The sequence below is a fragment of the Synechococcus sp. A15-24 genome (assembly GCF_014280195.1).
Classification (GTDB): domain Bacteria; phylum Cyanobacteriota; class Cyanobacteriia; order PCC-6307; family Cyanobiaceae; genus Parasynechococcus.
In genome coordinates this window covers 1,131,688-1,150,655 of record NZ_CP047960.1, presented here as the reverse complement: position 1 = coordinate 1,150,655, position 18,968 = coordinate 1,131,688, and the positions used below count along the sequence as shown (strand labels likewise).

Below are 18,968 nucleotides of genomic sequence, written 5' to 3'. Positions count from 1 at the left end.
TCAGTACTTAAGGCTGAGACGCTTCACGAGCCATTGGGCGAAGATGTTCACCGCAAGGGTCATGATGATCAAAATAAATGCCGCATACATCAGAGATGACACCTGAGAGCCATCAGCTTCACCGAATTGATTGGCAAGCATGGCTGCAATTGTGTTGCCGGGTGCCAGCAATGAAATGCTGAAGTTGTTGGAATTACCAATGATCATGGTCACCGCCATGGTTTCACCCATGGCGCGTCCAAGCGCCAGCATCACGCCGCCAACAATTCCTGAAACCGCTGCGGGCAGCATCACGTTCATGATTGCGCCCCAACGGGTTGTGCCGACGCCATAGGCCGCCTGTCGCAGTTTCTGAGGAACCTGATTCAGGGAGTCTCGGGAGATGGCCGTGATGATGGGCAGAATCATCACCACCAGAATCAAGACCGCAGGAACCGTTCCAGGGCCCATGGGTGGGGTACTGAAGAATGGGAACCAATTGAACAGCTGATAAAGCAATTCAAGTGCTGGACGAATGAATGGCTCCAACACGAAGATGGCCCAAAGGCCAAGAACGACCGAGGGAATCGCCGCCAGCAATTCGACCATCACACCGATCACATCTCGAATGTGCCGCGGAATGATGTTTTCGGTGATGAAAATCGCAGTGCCAACGCCCAGTGGAACGGCGATCAGCAACGACAACAGGGAGGTGACCAACGTTCCATAGATGGCGGCTCCTGCGCCGTATTCATCGTCAACCGGATTCCAATCGGAGGTGATGAGGAACTGCCAGCCGTAACGCCCCATCGACTCCAGGCTTCCCTGGAAGACAACGATGAGGATCAAGAACAACACCACGGCGACCATGGAAGCCAGGATCACAGCGAGGTTCTTGAATCCATCGTCCACCAGCTTTTCTGACGGAGGTCGGTTCCGCAGAAGGTACTGATTATCCTTTTCGCTGGACATTCCCACACTTACACGCCCCGCCAACGTATCGACGGGATTGGTTTAAGTCACTAAGAACGGCTTAACGACATTCCTCTGCTGGACGTTGATCTGAGCATGTGGGCTGGTCGATGCCGTTAGCGTGGAGCGACAGGTTTTGGACGTATGGGGCGGATCGTCGGGATCGATCTGGGGACCACGAACTCGGTTGTTGCCGTTCTGGAGGCAGGCCGCCCTCACGTGATTGCCAATGCCGAGGGTGGCAGGACCACCCCATCAGTGGTTGGTTACAGCAAAGACCAGGAACTGCTGGTGGGACAGCTGGCGAGACGTCAGCTGGTGCTGAGCCCTCGCAACACCTTCTCCAACCTCAAGCGTTTCGTGGGACGCGACTGGGAGGAACTGGAGGACAGCAGCCTTGCCGTGCCTTACACGGTCCGTGCCAATGACCGAGGTCAGGTGCGCGTGCCCTGCCCAGTGACGGAACGGGAATATGCGCCAGAGGAGCTGGTGGCCAGCATCATTCGCAAGCTTGTGGACGATGCCAGCACTTACCTGGGCGAGACCGTCGAAGCGGCAGTCGTCACGGTTCCGGCTTATTTCAACGACGCCCAACGCCAAGCCACCCGCGACGCCGGTCGTTTGGCCGGCATCTCCGTTGAGCGCATCCTCAATGAACCCACTGCTGCTGCACTGGCCTATGGCTTCGATCGCAGCGCCGTTCGTCGCGTTCTGGTGTTTGACCTGGGTGGTGGCACGTTCGATGTGTCGTTGCTCCGGATCGCAAACGGAGTTTTTGACGTCAAGGCCACCAATGGGGATACACAGTTGGGTGGCAATGATTTTGATCAGCGGATCGTGGACTGGATCGCTGATGCCTTTCAGGCTGAGCATGGGGTGAATCTGCGGCGAGACCGCCAGGCCCTTCAACGCCTGACCGAAGCGGCTGAAAAGGCCAAGCAGGAACTGTCCGGCGTTCTCACAACACCGATATCTCTTCCGTTCATCGCAACGGGTGAGAACGGCCCGCTGCACGTGGAGACCAATCTTGATCGCAGCACGTTTGAAGGTCTTTGCCCAGACCTGCTCGATCGTCTGTTGATGCCCGTCCAGAGCGCGTTGCGCGACTCCGGCTGGGCTGCGGATGACATTGATGATGTGGTGCTTGTGGGAGGTGCCACCCGCATGCCCATGGTTCAGCAGCTGGTGCGCACCCTTGTGCCGCTTGATCCCTGCCAATCGGTGAACCCCGATGAAGTGGTGGCCATCGGCGCCGCCGTTCAGGCCGGCATCCTCACAGGGGAACTGCGGGATCTCTTGCTGAACGACGTCACACCTCTCTCCCTGGGGCTGGAGACCGTCGGTGGTCTGATGAAGGTGTTGATCCCGCGCAACACCCCGATTCCTGTGCGCCAGTCCGATGTGTTCAGCACGTCGGAGCCGAATCAGTCCTCGGTGGAGATCCACGTCTGGCAAGGCGAGCGGCAGATGGCCTCGGACAACAAATCACTCGGGCGTTTCCGGCTGTCTGGAATTCCGCCAGCGCCCCGTGGTGTCCCGCAGGTTCAGGTGGCTTTTGACATCGATGCCAACGGGCTGCTGCAGGTGAGTGCCACGGACCGCACCACCGGCAGAAAGCAGTCGGTGTCGATTCAAGGAGGATCCAACCTCAACGAGGATGAAGTCACCGCACTGCTTGCCGAAGCGGAAGCCCGGGCGGATGAGGACCGCCGCAAGCGCAACCAGATTGAACGCCGCAACCGTGCCCAGACGCTCGTCGCCCAGGCGGAACGTCGACTGCGTGATGCCGCCCTTGAACTGGGGCCCTACGGGGCGGAACGTCAGCAGCGCGCTGTTGAGATGGCGATGCGTGATGTGCAGGATTGTCTTGCTCAGGATGATCTGCAGGAGCTGGATCTGTGCCTCAGTGGCCTGGAGGAAGCTTTGTTCGGTCTGAATCGGCGCCTCTCGGCAGAGCGTCAGTCCGATGGACGGCCGCTTCAGGGGTTGCGCAACACGCTTGGCTCACTTAAGGACGAGTTGTTCGCTGATGACTGGGACGATGATCCCTGGGCAGCCCCGAGTGGTCCACCACGGGGACGCAGCATGAACCGCCGGGATCGTGATCCCTGGGACGATGACTTCTACCGCTGATCCTGATTACTGGTCGCTGCTTGGTTTAGGTCCGGAGGCGGATGCCGACCAGTTGAAACGGGCCTTCCGTCGGGAAGCGCGCCGTTGGCATCCGGACCTCAACGGCAACGATCCCGTTGCCGAGGAGCGGTTCAAGCTGGTCAATGAGGCCTATGCCGTGCTCAGTGATCCCCGCCGCCGCCGGGCCTGGGAGCAGGGTGATCGAGAAGGACGGCGTGATCGAGACCCATTTGAACAAGGGTTCCCAGATTTCGAGGACTATCTCGAGGTGGTGCTTGGCCAGCCGTCGCGTCGGTCTGAGACGCCCCCTCCCGATGCGAACGATCCCGGTTCATGGGAGGGACCCCCTGTCGCGGCACCACCACCGCCGCCTCCCGTTCGGGCCGAGGAGGATCTCGAGTCGATCGTGGAGCTGACGCCGGAACAGGCGCTGCACGGCACCACTGTTGAGCTCAACCTTGAAGATGGAACGGTCGTGGAACTCGACACCCCTCCCCTGGCTGGAGATGGCTGGAGGTTGCGGCTCGAGGGCGTTGCCAGCGGAGGGCGCGATCACTTCCTGCAGCTGCGGGTGCTCACGGACGACGGTCTGCGCATTGATGGCCTTCGGGTGCACTACAAGTTGTTGTTGTTCCCCCCGGATGCGGCCCTCGGCTGCGCTGTGGATGTGCCAACCTTGGATGGGCCGGTAACCCTCCAGGTTCCGCCGGGTTCGTCCAGTGGAAGATTGCTGCGTCTGCGTGGGCGGGGCCTTGAGCTGGATGACCGTCGCGGTGATCAGCTGGTGGAGATTGTGGTGGTCATTCCCGCTGACCTCGGCGATGCGGAACGGGCTCTCTATCGCCGACTGCAGGAACTCGCCCTGGAGGCGGAGGACGGCTGAAGCGATCGATGAGAGACTCCGGCTCTGTTGAGGATCGAGTGTTCCCCGCGATGCGCGTCAACGTGCTTCTGTTCGATGCCGGCAGTGACAGTGAGGGGATCCACTCGCTTGAGATTGCCGGTCGGACGGTGGTGCTCCTGTTCGAGAACCCCGATGACGCCGAGCGCTACGCAGGATTGCTCGAAGCCCAGGACTTTCTGGTACCAACCGTTGAATCACTAGACCGTGAAGACGTGGAGCTGTTCTGTCGTGACGCTGGATATGAAGCTCGCTTTGTCGCCTCCGGCTTTGTCCCTGAATCCGACGAAGAGCGGTTGTTCATGGCACCTCCGGAAGCCAACCGTGATGTGAGTCAGTGGAAGGACGAGGAGTCGCTCCCCGAGCCTGAGCCGTCCATATCCAGCGAACTCGACGCTCTGCGCAAACGTCTTGAGGGGTTGCTTTAAACGATGACTCGTTTCCAATCCGACGCTGCCGTCTCGGCCGATCGCGGCCACCTGATCACTGAGCAGCCCAATCCCAGAAGCACCGCCCTGGATCTGCTCGACACAGCCGAGCTGGTGACGTTGTTCGTGGAGGAGGATCGCTGCCCTCAACAAGCCGTAGCGGACGCTTCGGCATCGATCAGTGCGGCTGTTGATTGCATCGCATCCCGACTCAAGGCTGGTGGCCGATTGTTTTATCTGGGGGCGGGAACGTCAGGGCGGCTCGGTGTGCTGGATGCCGCTGAATGCCCTCCAACCTTCTGCAGTGATCCGGAGATGGTTCAAGGCGTGCTGGCTGGTGGTGCCCCCGCACTGCTGCGCAGTTCCGAGGGACTAGAGGATCTGGAGGCCGCCGGTCGAGAGGATCTCGATCAGCGCGGTTTCAATACCGGGGACTGTCTTGTCGGCATTGCCGCTGGCGGCACGACGCCGTACGTGCGGGGTGGCCTCAGCCATGCCCGCAGCATCGGTGCTCTGGCCATTGCCATGGCCTGTGTACCGAGCGATCAGTCTCCACTCCCCTGCGACATCGACATCCGTCTGCTGACGGGGCCTGAACTCCTCACCGGTTCCACACGGCTCAAGGCTGGAACCGCCACCAAAATGGCCTTGAACATCATCTCCACCGCCGTCATGGTTCGGCTAGGCAAGGTGTTCGGCAACCGGATGGTGGATGTTTCCGCCAGCAACAGCAAGCTGGTGGACCGATCCCTGAGAATCCTTCGGGACCTTGGTGGTGTTGAGCGGGATGACGGCCTCGTCTTACTGGATCAGGCGGGTGGTTCGGTCAAGCTGGCCTTGCTCATGGCCAGCAGTGGCCTTCCGTCGAGTGAGGCGATGGAGTTGCTCCAGACCCACGACGGTCAGCTTCGCCAGGCCCTGGCCAGTCAGGGACTTAAACTGGCTCAATCCTGAGGGAATGAGCCCCAGTAGGGCCGCGTGAAGAGATTCAGACGCTCGCGCGTCTTAGGCAGCACGTGTTCGGGGGCCGTGATCAAGGCGTCGGCCAGGGCCGTGTGCGCGGCTGAACTGGGTCGTTGCTCCTTGAGGCTCAACATCAGCCGATTGAGGATCGGTTCTGTGGCCACGGCGTTGGCCTTGAGGTTGCCGACCACCATCTCAACGCTGACGGCGTCATGGTCGTTGTGCCAGCAATCGAAGTCGGTGACCATCGAGAGAGAGGCGTAGGCGAGCTCAGCTTCCCGAGCCAGTCGCGCTTCGGTGTGATTGGTCATGCCGATCACGGAGCATCCCCAGCTTCGGTACAGCAGGCTTTCGGCTCGCGTTGAGAACGCAGGGCCCTCCATACAGAGGTATGTGCCACCACGATGAAGGTGGTGGCCGGCCGGCATCGCCGAGGCTGCAGCCTCCGCCAGGAGTTCGCTCAATCGGGGGCAGAACGGATCCGCCAGGCTCACGTGGGCGACGCAGCCATCACCAAAGAACGACTGAGGTCGTTGTTGGGTCCGATCAATGAACTGATCCGGCACCACCATGTCCCGCGGGCGCAGGTGCTCCTGCAGCGACCCCACTGCCGACACTGAGATCAGCCAGCGAACGTTGAGCTGACGCATGGCCCAGATGTTCGCCTGGTAAGGAATCTCGCGAGGCAACAACTGGTGATGGCGACCGTGACGGGCCAGAAACACCGTCTCCATGCCCTGCAACGTCCCCATCCTGAGAACATCGGAGGGACGCCCGAACGGCGTGTCGAGGCTCAGTTCCTCCACCTGGTCGAGCCCAGGAATGGCGTAAAGACCGCTGCCGCCGATGACACCAACACGGGCGTTGCTGAGGTCGGGCATGGAAGGCCTCTCACTACACTCCAATTTTGCTCGCGCCACCATGACCAAGGCTCTGATGGACACCGACGCAGGGCAGATCGAGCTCGAGCTGTTTGAGTCCGACGCTCCCAACACGGTGGCCAATTTCGTGAAACTGGCCAAGGACGGCTTCTATGACGGCCTCGCCTTCCACCGGGTCATCCCCGGTTTCATGGCTCAGGGTGGATGCCCCAACAGCCGAGAGGGTGCGCGTGGCATGGCCGGCACCGGTGGCCCCGGCTATCAGATCGATTGCGAAATCAATGGCCAGAAGCACCAGGCCGGCACCCTGGCCATGGCCCATGCCGGTCGCAACACCGGTGGCTCACAGTTTTATATCTGCCACGAAGCACAGCCCCATCTGGATGGCGTGCACACAGTGTTCGGTCATACCGGAAACATGGATGTGATTCTGAAGCTCAGCAACGGATCCAAGATCAACAAGGTGACCATTCAGGACTGATCAGTGCCTGGCTGACCAATGCATGAGGGACGGACGTTGCGTCAGACGTTCGTCCCCATTGGTCTGGATGAGCTCAACCAAGGAACGCTCTTCCCGTTCCAATGTTTGTGATGGGTGGAGCGCACTGCGCTCGGTGCTGACGCGAAGCAGTCCAATGCGTTGTGTGGACTCCAGCTGGGCAATCGACTGCAGCAGTGCCAGCGGAGCATCCACCTCCGGCGTCAGCTTCCAGACGAACTGGGGACGGTCCCAGAGCGCCAGCAATCGTGGCTCGTGCAGGGCTTCCAGCGATTGGCCATGGGTCTCAGCGAGATCTTCCACACGGGAGCGGATCGAGGGCAGGCTCTCGCTTCGATCGTTCACCGCAAGGGCGAGAAAGGTGCAGGGACCATCGCTGCAAATGAGATGGCCGAGTTTGTCGCGCTTGGCAGCCAGATAGTCGGCGTTGTGATCACCGGCATCCATCACCAGGGGAACCCGTTCTTCCACCTGAAGTCCATAGCCCCCGAGCCCAGCGATCTTGCGGGGGTTGTTGGTCAGCAGTCGCAAGCGATGGATGCCGAGATCCGAGAGGATCTGCGCCCCCACCCCGTAGTTGCGCAGGTCGGCAGGGAACCCCAGCCGTTCGTTGGCTTCAACAGTGTCCAGGCCTCCATCCTGAAGGCTGTAGGCGCGAAGTTTGTTGATCAGACCGATGCCGCGCCCCTCCTGTCGTAGATAAACCACCACACCTTCCCCCTCACGTTCGATTTGGCGGAGTGCTGCTTCCAGCTGAGGGCGGCAGTCGCAGCGCAGGGATCCGAAAGCATCACCGGTTAGGCATTCCGAATGCATCCGCACCAGCACCGGTTCATGCAGGGAGGCCGGGTCACCTTTGACGAGAGCCACATGTTCCGAGCCATCCAGTTCATTGCAGTAGCCGATGGCCTGGAACGAACCGAACTGACTCGGCAGTTCCGCATGGGCCTGCCGTTGCACAAACCGTTCGTTGTCCAGCCGGTAACGGATCAGTTCAGCGATGCTGATCAGCTTCAATCCCCAGGTATCGGCGTAAGCCCTCAGTTCCGGCAGACGGGCCATCGAGCCATCGCTGTTCTGGATCTCGCAGATCACGCCGGAGGGGGTAAGCCCCGCCAGCTGGGCCAGGTCAACTGCTGCTTCCGTATGTCCGGCGCGTTTCAGCACGCCGCCGGGCTTGGCCCGCAGCGGAAAAATGTGTCCCGGCCGTCGCAGCTCAGCAGGTCGCGTCTTGGGATTGAGGGCAACCTGAATCGTCCGTGCACGATCCTCCGCAGAGATTCCAGTGCTGACGCCGTGCTCAGCTCCCGCATCGATGCTCACCGTGAAGGCCGTTTCGTTGGCATCGGTGTTGCGGTCCACCATGAGGGGGAGATCGAGCTCGTCAAGCCGCTTCCCCTCCATGGCCAGACAGATCAGCCCGCGGGCCTCGGTCGCCATGAAATTGATCGCTTCCGGTGTGGCGAACTGAGCGGCGCAGATCAGATCGCCTTCGTTTTCACGCTGCTCGTCATCGACCACCACCACACAGGCACCATTGCGAATGGCGGCCAACGCCTCGGCGATGTCATCGAAGCGGATCGGATCGTCCTGCTGATGCTGGTAACTGGAGTTCAGAAGTCTGCCGTTCTGCAATTCCATCATTATCAATCTCTGTACGATCAACTGTTGGTTGGACGTCGCCATGGCAAGCAGCACTGCGTCACGAATCGCCGAGATGGCTGGTGGTGGGCAGGGTCGTGTCGCGGTGATCGGTGCATCGGGCTACGGGGGGCTGCAGACCATCAGGCTTCTGCAGGACCATCCGTCCTTGACCGTCACGTTCCTCGGCGGAGAACGGAGTGCAGGACGGCGCTGGAGCTCGATCTGCTCATTTCTGCCGCTGCCGGATGATCCCGTTGTTCAGTCCGCTGATGCTGAGCGCATCGCTGAGGCCGCGGATTATGCCGTCCTCAGCCTCCCCAATGGATTGGCCTGTCAACTCGCACCGGAGCTTCTGCAGCGAGGTGTGCGGGTGGTGGATCTCTCGGCCGACTTTCGCTACCGATCGCTGGAGCAGTGGAGTCAGGTGTACGGCCAGGAGGCCAACCGTCTCTCACGGGACGATTCGGACCTCTGCCGAAAGGCGGTGTATGGATTGCCGGAGTGGCATGGTCCTGCCATTGCCGAGGCCAGGTTGGTCGCCGCGCCCGGTTGCTTCCCGACCGCAAGCCTGCTTCCGTTGCTTCCCTTCCTCAAGCAGGGCCTGATCGACACCGACGGCATCGTCATCGACGCCAAAACAGGCACATCCGGTGGCGGTCGTGTTCCCAAAGAGACGATGTTGCTGGCAGAGGCCTCAGAGTCGATTGCCCCTTACGGCGTGATCGGACATAGGCATACCTCGGAAATCGAACAGATGGCCCGGGAGGTCGCTGGACAGGATGTTCGGTTGCAATTCACTGCCCATCTCGTGCCGATGGTGCGTGGACTCTTATCAACGGTGTACGCGCGCCTGCGGGATCCTGGTCTGACCGCTGAGGACTGCACAACGGTTCTCGATGCGGTGTATCGGCACCACCACTGCGTTTCCGTGCTGCCGGTGGGCACCTATCCAGCCACCAAGTGGGCACGGCACACCAATCGCGCGTTGGTCTCCGTTCAGGTGGACACAAGAACCGGGCAGATGATCCTGATGAGCGCCATCGACAACCTGATCAAAGGTCAGGCTGGACAGGGGGTGCAATGCCTGAACCTGATGCATGGCCTGCCGCCGGAGACAGGGCTTCCCTTGCAGAGTTTTTACCCCTGACGCCAGCGATCAGCTGCCAGCGTCAGGCCAGTGGGCAGGATGCGATGTTCCTGTTGTTGAATCCGCTGGGACAGGCTGTCGTGACTGTCACCGTCGAGTACCGGCACTGCTGCCTGAACCAGGATCGGACCGGCATCCAGGTCCTCTGTAAGCAGATGAACCGTGCAACCAGCGACTCGGACCCCGGCCTTGAGGGCCTGGCCGACGCCATCAAGCCCCCGGAAGCTGGGCAGAAGCGATGGATGGATGTTGATCAGCCGGTCTGGGAAGGCCTGAATCAACTCGTTGGTGACAATGCGCATCCAGCCCGCCATCACAATCCCTTCTACGCCCAGCGATTGGAATCGCTGCACCAGGTCACGGTCGAGTGCTGAGCGGCTGTCGTAGTCCCGATGATTGAACAGTTGCCAGGGAATGCCGAGCCGTGCAGCCCGTTGTTGGGCACCGCAGCCAGGGTTGTTCACCACCAACAGAGCGATCTCGGCATTGATGTGTCCATCCCGGATCGCTGTTGCCAAGGCCTCGAAATTGCTTCCGTTACCCGATGCCATCACGCCCACTCTGACCGTGGGATCGAGATCGGATGCTCCTCCTGACGATGGATGAATCAGGGCCTGGTCAGATGGCATCTGCTGGCTAGGGTCTGAAAAAGCGGGCATTCAGTTCATGTCCCATCTCTCCATCCTGCCGACCGCCTACACACGTGCAGATCTGCTGGAAGCAGCTCTGCATCACGAAGGATTTGGTGTCGTCAAGAGTGCTGTGATGGCCCCCTTCAATGGCAAGTCCCATCCGGTGGATCTGCTTGCCTCCCTGCCTGATGGTTCCCCATCCATTGGCTGGGTTTTGGGATCCGATGGAGTGATCACCATGGTGGGTGATCTGCAACGGCTGGCCCGCCATCAGGGTCTAGAGGCAAGGCTCCAGCGGGTGGCACGGCGATATGCGCTTCTTGCTGCTCTTGAGTCGATGGATTGCTTTGGATCCACCGCGACGATGACCATCGAGTCGTTCTGAGGTGAACGGCGACGTTCACGTTCATCTGGATCTTGTTCAACCAGAAGAACAGCGCATTCGCGTCACGATGCGGTGGACAGGCTCCACCCCACGCCAGATCCTGCAGTTCCCCCTTTGGACACCTGGTTCGTACACCATCCGTGATCCCGTCCAGCATCTGCACAGCCTGCAGCTGACGGCTGCCACAGGTGTCGTCTCACTGCGACGTCTTGCGCCCCATCAATGGCTGGTGGACGATCTCGATTCAGGGCCGCTGTGCCTCAGCTATGTGGTGGAAGCCAGGGACCTGACGGTGCGGACCGCCTTTGTCGATCCGGAGTTCGCCTCCTTCAGCCTCGCTGCAGTGGTGATGGAACTTGATGGATGCCGGTGGACTCCCCATCGACTCACTGTGAATATCGCTGACGCCTGGCAGGTCCACTGCCCCCTCCCAAGTGATGGGGATGGATGGCGCGCCGCCGATTTCGACGATTTGTTAGATAGTCCAGTCCAGGCAGGTCCGTTTGAAAGCCAGCTTTTTCGTGTTCAAGAGCGTCAGCACGAGTTGCTGCTCATGGGGGACCCGCCGGGGGGATGGCCGACCACGCTGAAGGCGGATGTTGAACGGGTCTGTGAAGCCACCTGTCGCTTGATGGGCACCCCCCCTCCGGCGGGTGATCGCTATCAGCTGGTCATTCAGATGCTTGACAGCGGCTATGGCGGCCTTGAGCACGATCACAGTGCTGTATTGCAGTTCAACTGGTCAGCCCTGGCGAAACCGGATGGTTACCGGCAATTGCTGCAGCTGGTGGGCCACGAATATCTGCACCAGTGGAATGTGCGACGACTGCGCCCACGGGAGTTCCGCCCCTACGACTACGGCCACCCCGTTGTCAGCGAAGGGCTTTGGTTCGCCGAGGGAATCACCAGCTACTTCGACCTCGTGTTGCCGCTTCTGGCTGGCTGCAGTGATCGCTCCACATTGCTGAAAGATCTCAGTGATGAGCTGTCCAGGGTGCTGATGGCTCCTGGGCGGCGGGTGCAATCCCTGGCTGCCAGCGCTCAGGAAGCCTGGGTGAAGTTGTACAAGGCCACTGCGGTCTCAGCTGACAGCCAAATCAGCTACTACCGCCTCGGGGCCGCCACGGCGTTCTGTCTGGATGTGCGCCTTCGGCAGAGGGACAGTTCCCTGGCGGAACAGCTTCGTGCTCTCTGGATGACACACGGAACGGTGGGGCGAGGCTTTGTTCGGGAGGATCTCACCGTGTTGCTGAAAGCCGTTGATCCCGGTCTTGCCGATGATCTCGACCAGTGGCTGGACAGTCCTGGCGCCTTGCCCCTTCAGGACACGGCAGCTCTGATTGGAGCGCGATTCGATCCCGTACCCCTGGCTGGACCCGATCACGGTCTGACCCTGGCTGATGTCAACGGTCGTGTTGTTGTGAGGCGTGTCGCCTTGGATAGTCCTGGCCGCGCTGCGGCACTGGTTAGTGGCGATGAACTTATTGCCATCGATGGCAGACGGGTGAACGCCTCAACGGATCTTCCCTTGCTGCTGAGGGTGGATCGACCGGCACTGGTCACCTATGCCCGTCGCAACTACCTCGGCACAACTCAACTTTGTGCGGTTCCTGGAGTGGAACGGTGGTGCCTCAGCTGGGAACCTGCGGCATCCTCGGAACAGCTGTTTCTGAGAGATCGATGGTTCCGGTTTCTCTGATTCAGAAATTCGAGCGGGTTGCCGATCTGATCCGTCTGCACCCTCGAGCTGCCGTGGCTGTGGCGGCCACGGGATCCCTTGCTGTTCTGCTGGTCAATTGGGTCAGCCTTGATCGCAGCAAGCCATCCCACGCCGGTGCACGCCCATCGTTGATGGACCTGCTTGAGCAGGTGGAATCCGACAACGACACCAAGTCGCCCCCGGCGGTTGAGCCCCCGCGCGCGCCTCGTTCTCGGTCCTGGACATCGCCCTTGGCAAAGCAGTGCACTGGGATTGATTCAGCGCTGCGTTCACGCCTGGAAGCACTGCAACGCTCCAGTGATGTCTGGCGCACCACCGTTCCCATTCATCCAACGAATTTCGGCGAGCGTTTGTCGAAGGATGCCTACGATGCTGCCTTAGATCCATCACCGCGGGTGGTGGTGATGCATGAGACCGTCTACTCGCTGACGTCTGCCATCAACACGTTCCAGACACCTCACCCGCTGGATGTGGACCAAGTCAGCTACCACACGCTGATCGGATTGGATGGAAGGGTTGTTGACATCGTTGACCCGCTCAAACGCGCTTATGGCGCAGGTAACTCGGCGTTTCTTGGTGAGTGGGCCGTCACCAACCCGCGCCTGTTGGGCTCCCTTAACAATTTCGCGCTGCACGTCAGCCTGGAAACACCCGAAAGCGGCGCCAATGATGCGTCACAGCACACGGGATACACATCACGTCAATACGACGCTCTCGCCATTGTTCTTTCCGATTGGATCAACCGCTTCAAGTTGCCTCCAGCAGCGATCACCTCACACCGCCACGTTGATCTTGGCGGAGAGCGGGGTGACCCACGCAGCTTTAACTGGGCATCACTTCAATATCGCCTGGCCGCGTTGGGTGACCTCTGTGTTTCTTGAGCATGAGTTCCATGCCGATCACATTCAGTCATTCATCACATCAACTCCAGTCACCTTCTGTCGGGGCACTCTCCGTACGGTTTGATCAGTTGATTTGACCCCGATGGCATTGAACGGACTAGTCGTCAGTGGCATCGCCGCTGTGGCCCTGGCAGGGCTGAGTTTTGGTTCGGAAGCTTACGCCCACAACGTCCACCACGACTGGAATGGCCATCACCACCATCACGTATCCAAGAAGAAACAGAAGGCCTACGACAAGGGGTATCGGAAGGGTTACAAGCACGCAGTCCACTCGACCGGGACATCCTGGGTTCAGGTGGTTCATCCCGCTTACCGACCCGTGTATCGCCCTATTCGCCGACGCGTGGTGGTGTCGCCCCACCACTCTTACCTGAACGTTGGACTCGGCGTCCACTTCTAAAGGAGCAGGGGATTCAGAGCAGGATGAAGAGCTGGCTGCGGCGGGAGCTGAAGATCAGCCCGTGCAATTCAGGATCCTGCATATAGCTCAGGATGCGGCTGGGGTAATCGAGTTTTCCGTTGTGCAGATAGGCCAGTGTGGCGATCGCCTTGGCATCGCCGTAGGAACTGCTGGCATCCAGTCGTCGACCGGTGCAGAGCCCGAGCTCATGCTTTAGCCGATTTATCTTGCCCACCAGCAACACCACGCTCATCCTTGGATCGAGCAGTTGATTCCTGGCCCAGGCGATTTCATTGGCGCTGGGATTGGCCGGCAGTCGGTTCTGGTGGATCAGTTCGGTGATGGCAAGCTGCGCCGGTCCGTGGGTTTTGACCAGTCCGGAGTGGGCAATGAAAGGAAGACCTTCTCCAGGTTTGGAGTGCTGAATTTCGTCAAACAGAATGGCCGTGACCAGCATCGGATTGACGCGTTGCTGAGCTGACTCCTGCATGATCACAGGTTTGAGCTGTTGCAGTTGATCGAGGGTCAGCTTGCGGAGAGGTTGCAGCTGATCAACGCCGCGGGTGAACAGTTGAGCCAGCGTCGTCTGTGGACCGTGCACCCCGAAACGTTGCTGCAGCAGCCGCAACTCCTCGGGCGAGAAGACAGATGGATCTGGCCGCTCATCCAGCACAGTGACCTGATTGATCCCTCTAGACACCGCTGCTGACGGCTTGGAGACAGAGGGAGGAAAACCAAGGGCCAGGCTAAGGACCAGGGCTCCGCAGAGCTGCAGATGTTCACGCATGAACTGGAAGCTGGGCTCTGTTCAAATCAGCACCGAAACTAGCCGGGGTGTCCCAGTAGATGGGCAAGCCTGGTCGTTCCTGGATACCTTCAGTCGGAGTGCACCATCAGGGCCCGATGAGCTTCCCGGATTTCAGCGCCAGTGACGCTCAGATTCAATGGCAGCGCTTCTGTGACCTCCTCTGGTATCACGAAGATCTCGGCATCTGGTTGGACATCAGCCGCATGCACGTCAACCCATCCCATCTCGAGCAACTCCAACCTGGATTCGACAAGGCCTTCGCGGCCATGGCCGAGCTTGAAGCTGGGGCCATGGCCAACCCTGATGAGCAGCGTCAGGTGGGTCACTACTGGCTGAGGGCCCCTCAGTTGGCGCCCAGTGAATCGGTCCGAGACCACATCGCCACAGAAATCGATCAGATCGAGCAGTTCGGTCGCGATGTGAACAGCGGCGCTATCAAAGGTCCCGGGGGGCAGGCCTTCACCGACGTTCTCTGGATTGGTATCGGCGGCAGCGGTCTTGGCCCTCTGTTGATGATCAAAGCGCTGCAAGGCCATGGCGCAGGTCTGCCGTTTCACTTCTTCGACAACGTTGATCCAAATGGCATGAGTGTCGTTCTGGCTGGCCTGGACGATCGACTGGCAACGACCCTTGTGGTGACTGTGAGCAAGTCCGGCGGCACGCCGGAGCCACACCTGGGCATGGAGCAGGCCCGCCATCGGGTGGAATCCCGTGGTGGCCGCTGGGCCGATCAGGCTGTAGCCATCACCATGGGCGACAGCAAGCTCGATCGGGAAGCCAAGCAGGACGGCTGGCTCAAGCGCTTCGACATGTTCGATTGGGTGGGAGGACGCACAAGCATCACCAGTGCCGTGGGCTTGCTGCCGGGTGCCCTGATCGGTGCTGACATCCGCGATTTTCTCGCAGGTGCGGCCCAGATGGACGATGCCACTCGCCTGGCTGATCTCCGTCGTAATCCAGCAGCACTGATGGCGGCCTCATGGTTCGTTGCCGGGGAAGGCAAAGGGCGTCGCGACATGGTGGTACTTCCCTATCGCGATCGCCTCGAGGTGTTCAGCCGCTACCTCCAGCAGCTGGTGATGGAGTCCCTGGGCAAGCGACTCGACCGTGACGGCAACGAGGTGAATCAGGGTATCGCCGTTTATGGCAACAAGGGATCCACAGACCAGCACGCCTATGTGCAGCAGCTCCGGGACGGTGTTGACAACTTCTTTGCCACCTTCATCGAGGTGCTTGAGGATGTCTCTGATATCCCGGTGATCAAGGACGAATGTCCGGGCGATTTCCTTGATGGTTTCCTTCAGGGAACGCGGTCAGCGTTGACGGAAGGAGGGCGCCAGAGCCTCAGCATCAGCATGCGTCGCTTTGATGCGCGTCGTCTTGGTGCGTTGATTGCTCTATTCGAACGTGCTGTTGGCTTCTATGGCGATCTGGTCAACATCAACGCTTACCACCAACCTGGCGTGGAAGCTGGAAAGAAAGCTGCCGCGGCAATCCTGGACCTGCAGAGCCGGGTAGAAGCTGTTCTCAAAGACGGCGCACCACGGACCGTCAGTGAAATCAGGCAGGCCGTTGGTGACGGGAGCGATGAGGCGATCTTCTGGATAATGCGTCATCTCGCTGGCAATGATCGGGGCTACCGGGCTGAGGGGGATTGGGCCAACCCAGCGAGCATGCGGTTTAGCTGCAGCTGATCGGCAGATGCCGATCAAGGCACCAGGTTGACCAACTTCCCCGGCACCACAATCACGCGTCGGGGGGGTTGTCCCTCCAGCCACTTAGCAGCGACCTCACTGGCCATTGCCAAGGCCTCAAGCTGTTCTTTGTCGGCGGCGGCGGGTACCTGAATGATCCCGCGAACCTTCCCCTTGATCTGAATCACCAGGTCCACGGAATCCTGAACCAGAGCACTGGGGTCCAGTACTGGCCAACCGGCACGATGCACGCTGGACGACTCACCGAGCTGATGCCAGAGCTCTTCGGCGAGATGGGGAGCAAAGGGAGCCAGAAGCCGGAGCAGTGTTGAAAGAGCTTCCTTCAGCACTGACGTGCTCAATTCAGCAACACCAACGGATGTGATCGCATTGGTGAGTTTCATCAGCTCTGAGATGGCGGTGTTCAACTGAATCTCGTCCCGCAGGTCCTCACTCACCGCCTCAATAGCTACGTGGATGGCACGACGAACCTTGACGTCGGTGTCGGCTAATGGATCGGGACGTCCCTCTGGCTCGAGGCTGTCGATGCGGGAGGTCGTGGACTCCACCAGCCGCCAGATCCGCTGCAGGAAGCGGAATTGGCCTTCCACGTCAGCGTCATCCCATTCAAGGTCCTTTTCGGGCGGCGCTTTGAACAAAATGAACATTCGAGCAGTGTCGGCGCCATAGCGATCGATCACTGCCGCAGGGTCGACGCCGTTGTACTTCGACTTCGACATCTTTTCGAACAACACCTCAAGAGGGTCACCACTGGTCGGATCGGTCGGTGTCTCCGGGTCGGATACATCCACCGGGGCGACGTATTTGCCGGTGCTGGGATTGCGATACGTCGTTCCCTGAACCATTCCCTGGGTCAGCAGACGATCAAACGGTTCAGCCACATCGATCAAGCCCCGATCCTTCAACGCCTTGGTGAAAAAGCGGGAATACAGCAGATGCAAAATGGCGTGCTCGATTCCACCGACGTACTGCTGCACCGGCAGCCAGCGGTTCACGGCTTCGCGGCTGAACGGCTGTTCGGTGTTGTGTGGGTCGGCGAAACGGAGGAAATACCAAGACGAACACATAAAAGTGTCCATCGTGTCGGTTTCGCGCTTGGCCGGTTCACCACAGGAGGGACAGGGGACGTTGACCCAATCGTCCTGTTGGCCCAGTGGAGAGCCGCCTTTCCCGGACAGATCAATACCGCGGGGGAGTTCCACGGGTAGGTCCTCGCGAGGCACGGGCACGGCGCCACAGCTGGGGCAATGGATGATCGGAATCGGGCAGCCCCAGTAACGCTGCCTCGAAATCAGCCAATCGCGCAGCCGATAGGTGACCTTCGCCACTGCCCATCCCAGCTGCTCCCCGTGGCGCGTGATCCGCTCCTTGGCCTCGATGGAATTCAGACCATCGAAGTCTCCGGAATGGATCAGCACTCCAGGATCCGTCCAGGCCTCTCCGGCAGCGATCGCAGCGGCGGCCCCCTCGGCCTCAATCACTTGCTGAACGGCCAACCCGTAGCTCTGCGCAAAGCGACGGTCCCGCTGATCATGGGCCGGGACTCCCATCACAGCGCCGGTGCCGTAATCCACCAGAACATAGTCCGCGATCCACACCGGCAATGGACTGCCGTTGAGTGGATTGAGGACTATGGCGCCGGTGAAGACCCCACGCTTGGGGGCGTCATCACTGGTGCGTTCCAAGGCACTGAGCCGTGCCACCTCTGCCTGGAAGGACTGCACAACATCCTGCTGATCCGGGGTCGTCAGACTGTTCACCAACGGGTGGTCCGGGGCGAGCACCACGTAGCTGGCACCAGCCAAGGTGTCTGGCCTTGTGGTGAACACCGTGATGGTGGTGTCTGAATCGGAGGACACCTTGAACTGGATCTCAGCACCCTCGGAACGACCGATCCAGTTGGCCTGCATTGTGCGAACGCGTTCCGGCCAACCGCTCAGTTGATCCAGGTCCTTGAGCAGGGCTTCGGCGTACTGCGTGATGCGCAGGAACCACTGATTCAACTGGCGTTGTTCCACCAGTGCACCGGATCTCCAGGAACGTCCGTCGGCATCCACCTGCTCGTTGGCCAGAACGGTTTGATCCACTGGATCCCAGTTGACCGTTGCGTTCTTCCGGTAGGCCAGACCGCCATCGAACAGCTCCAGGAACAACCACTGGGTCCAGCGGTAGTAATCGCTGTAGCAGGTGGCCTGCTCACGGTCCCAGTCGATCGACAAGCCGAGGCGATCCAGCTGTGATCGCATCTGATCGATGTTGCGATCGGTCCAATCGCCGGGATCAACGTTGCGCTCGATCGCGGCATTTTCGGCGGGAAGGCCGAAGGCATCCCATCCCATCGGGTGCAACACCGCGCGGCCACGCATCCTTTGGACGCGGGCGATCACATCGGTGATGACGTAATTGCGCACATGGCCCATGTGCAAGGTCCCTGAGGGATAGGGAAACATCGACAGGGCGTAGAAACCCTTGCCGTCTTCAGGCTCCGGAGTGACATCCAACCCCTCTGATCGCCAGGTCGTCTGCCAGCGTTGTTCAAGTTCCGCAGGCGAGTAACGGCTGTTCACGGTCGACAGGATGTCGGCAAGGTTGCGATCGTGTCACATCCGGCGGTTTCAACCGAGAGCGCGGATCACAGAGATCTGCCGGCGACTGATCAATGTGGGGCGAGTGGCAGGGCTGCGCTCGACGGCCAGAAATTCGGGGTCCTGCCAGATGAGTCGGCCTTCAATCCGCTCAGAACCGATCACGTCAACGCTGATGGCCAGCTGCTCTCTGATCCAGGATTGAAGCAATCGGACCCCAGGCAGACTGGGATCGAGGGGCGCAGTCTCCATAGGATTCGGATCTGCCATCAGC

At 60.1% G+C, this 18,968-nt stretch carries 18 protein-coding genes; 11 read left to right on the top strand and 7 right to left on the bottom strand.

All coding sequences use genetic code 11. The features are described 5' to 3' along the window. Positions 1 to 951 carry a phosphate ABC transporter permease subunit PstC gene (gene pstC / locus SynA1524_RS06245; protein WP_186499410.1) on the bottom strand — a complete coding sequence of 317 codons (951 nt, stop codon included), beginning with the start codon at positions 949 to 951 and terminating at the stop codon, positions 1 to 3. Positions 952 to 1,095: 144 nt separating this feature from the next. Here pstC and dnaK point away from each other — a divergent pair, with 144 nt between their 5' ends. The 4 genes from dnaK to murQ are packed head-to-tail and all read left to right on the top strand — an operon-like array spanning position 1,096 to position 5,367. Further along, a complete protein-coding gene (gene dnaK, locus SynA1524_RS06240; RefSeq protein WP_186499409.1) occupies positions 1,096 to 3,084 on the top strand; it encodes a molecular chaperone DnaK in 1,989 nt (662 codons plus the stop codon). Further along, entirely contained in the window at positions 3,068 to 3,967 is a 900-nt protein-coding gene (locus tag SynA1524_RS06235) for a DnaJ domain-containing protein (protein WP_186499408.1), read from the top strand. Before dnaK ends, SynA1524_RS06235 begins: the two co-directional genes overlap by 17 nt. A gap of 50 nt (positions 3,968 to 4,017) precedes the next feature. Beyond that, entirely contained in the window at positions 4,018 to 4,413 is a 396-nt protein-coding gene (locus SynA1524_RS06230) for a DUF3110 domain-containing protein (RefSeq protein WP_186499546.1), read from the top strand. Between the two features lie 3 nt (positions 4,414 to 4,416). Further along, positions 4,417 to 5,367: an N-acetylmuramic acid 6-phosphate etherase gene (gene murQ / locus SynA1524_RS06225; protein ID WP_186499407.1), complete on the top strand. Its 951-nt coding sequence runs from the start codon at positions 4,417 to 4,419 to the stop codon at positions 5,365 to 5,367. On the opposite strand, the gene mtnP is transcribed toward murQ, so the two are convergent. Beyond that, a complete protein-coding gene (gene mtnP, locus SynA1524_RS06220) occupies positions 5,358 to 6,257 on the bottom strand; it encodes an S-methyl-5'-thioadenosine phosphorylase (protein ID WP_186499406.1) in 900 nt (299 codons plus the stop codon). The two genes, murQ and mtnP, sit on opposite strands and share 10 nt — an antisense overlap. A gap of 40 nt (positions 6,258 to 6,297) precedes the next feature. Here mtnP and SynA1524_RS06215 point away from each other — a divergent pair, with 40 nt between their 5' ends. Continuing rightward, positions 6,298 to 6,738, top strand: coding sequence for a peptidylprolyl isomerase (locus tag SynA1524_RS06215; protein ID WP_186499405.1), 441 nt, complete (start codon positions 6,298 to 6,300; stop codon positions 6,736 to 6,738). On the opposite strand, the gene ribBA is transcribed toward SynA1524_RS06215, so the two are convergent. Then, positions 6,739 to 8,397, bottom strand: a complete 1,659-nt coding sequence (ribBA, locus tag SynA1524_RS06210; protein ID WP_502707918.1) for a bifunctional 3,4-dihydroxy-2-butanone-4-phosphate synthase/GTP cyclohydrolase II — start codon at positions 8,395 to 8,397, stop codon at positions 6,739 to 6,741. Positions 8,398 to 8,473: 76 nt separating this feature from the next. Between ribBA and argC the strand changes: the two genes are divergently transcribed. Then, entirely contained in the window at positions 8,474 to 9,547 is a 1,074-nt protein-coding gene (argC, locus tag SynA1524_RS06205; protein WP_186499544.1) for an N-acetyl-gamma-glutamyl-phosphate reductase, read from the top strand. Here argC and purN read toward each other — a convergent pair. Then, positions 9,538 to 10,206, bottom strand: a complete 669-nt coding sequence (gene purN / locus SynA1524_RS06200; RefSeq protein ID WP_186499404.1) for a phosphoribosylglycinamide formyltransferase — start codon at positions 10,204 to 10,206, stop codon at positions 9,538 to 9,540. The two genes, argC and purN, sit on opposite strands and share 10 nt — an antisense overlap. Before the next feature lie 7 nt (positions 10,207 to 10,213). On the opposite strand from purN, the gene SynA1524_RS06195 reads away from it, so the two are divergent. From SynA1524_RS06195 to SynA1524_RS06180, 4 genes are all read left to right on the top strand, one after another. After that, the gene (locus SynA1524_RS06195) at positions 10,214 to 10,564 is read left to right on the top strand and encodes a DUF1257 domain-containing protein (RefSeq protein ID WP_186499403.1); all 351 of its coding nucleotides are present in this window, start codon (positions 10,214 to 10,216) and stop codon (positions 10,562 to 10,564) included. A gap of 1 nt (position 10,565) precedes the next feature. Next, on the top strand, positions 10,566 to 12,263 hold the full coding sequence (locus tag SynA1524_RS06190) for a M61 family metallopeptidase (protein WP_186499402.1): 1,698 nt from the start codon (positions 10,566 to 10,568) through the stop codon (positions 12,261 to 12,263). Beyond that, the gene (locus SynA1524_RS06185; RefSeq protein WP_186499401.1) at positions 12,245 to 13,165 is read left to right on the top strand and encodes an N-acetylmuramoyl-L-alanine amidase; all 921 of its coding nucleotides are present in this window, start codon (positions 12,245 to 12,247) and stop codon (positions 13,163 to 13,165) included. The genes SynA1524_RS06190 and SynA1524_RS06185 overlap by 19 nt, the downstream gene beginning before the upstream one ends. A 103-nt stretch (positions 13,166 to 13,268) precedes the next feature. Then, positions 13,269 to 13,586 carry a hypothetical protein gene (locus tag SynA1524_RS06180; protein ID WP_186499400.1) on the top strand — a complete coding sequence of 106 codons (318 nt, stop codon included), beginning with the start codon at positions 13,269 to 13,271 and terminating at the stop codon, positions 13,584 to 13,586. 13 nt (positions 13,587 to 13,599) lie between these two features. Here the strand turns inward: SynA1524_RS06180 and SynA1524_RS06175 are convergent, their stop codons facing one another. Beyond that, the gene (locus SynA1524_RS06175; protein ID WP_186499399.1) at positions 13,600 to 14,373 is read right to left on the bottom strand and encodes a helicase DnaB; all 774 of its coding nucleotides are present in this window, start codon (positions 14,371 to 14,373) and stop codon (positions 13,600 to 13,602) included. Between the two features lie 116 nt (positions 14,374 to 14,489). Here SynA1524_RS06175 and SynA1524_RS06170 point away from each other — a divergent pair, with 116 nt between their 5' ends. Then, positions 14,490 to 16,088: a glucose-6-phosphate isomerase gene (locus SynA1524_RS06170; protein ID WP_186499398.1), complete on the top strand. Its 1,599-nt coding sequence runs from the start codon at positions 14,490 to 14,492 to the stop codon at positions 16,086 to 16,088. Positions 16,089 to 16,102: 14 nt separating this feature from the next. Here SynA1524_RS06170 and leuS read toward each other — a convergent pair whose 3' ends face one another. After that, positions 16,103 to 18,676 carry a leucine--tRNA ligase gene (gene leuS / locus SynA1524_RS06165; RefSeq protein ID WP_186499397.1) on the bottom strand — a complete coding sequence of 858 codons (2,574 nt, stop codon included), beginning with the start codon at positions 18,674 to 18,676 and terminating at the stop codon, positions 16,103 to 16,105. Positions 18,677 to 18,724: 48 nt separating this feature from the next. Then, the gene (locus SynA1524_RS06160) at positions 18,725 to 18,964 is read right to left on the bottom strand and encodes an Hfq-related RNA-binding protein (protein WP_286188712.1); all 240 of its coding nucleotides are present in this window, start codon (positions 18,962 to 18,964) and stop codon (positions 18,725 to 18,727) included. Positions 18,965 to 18,968: the final 4 nt, after the last annotated feature.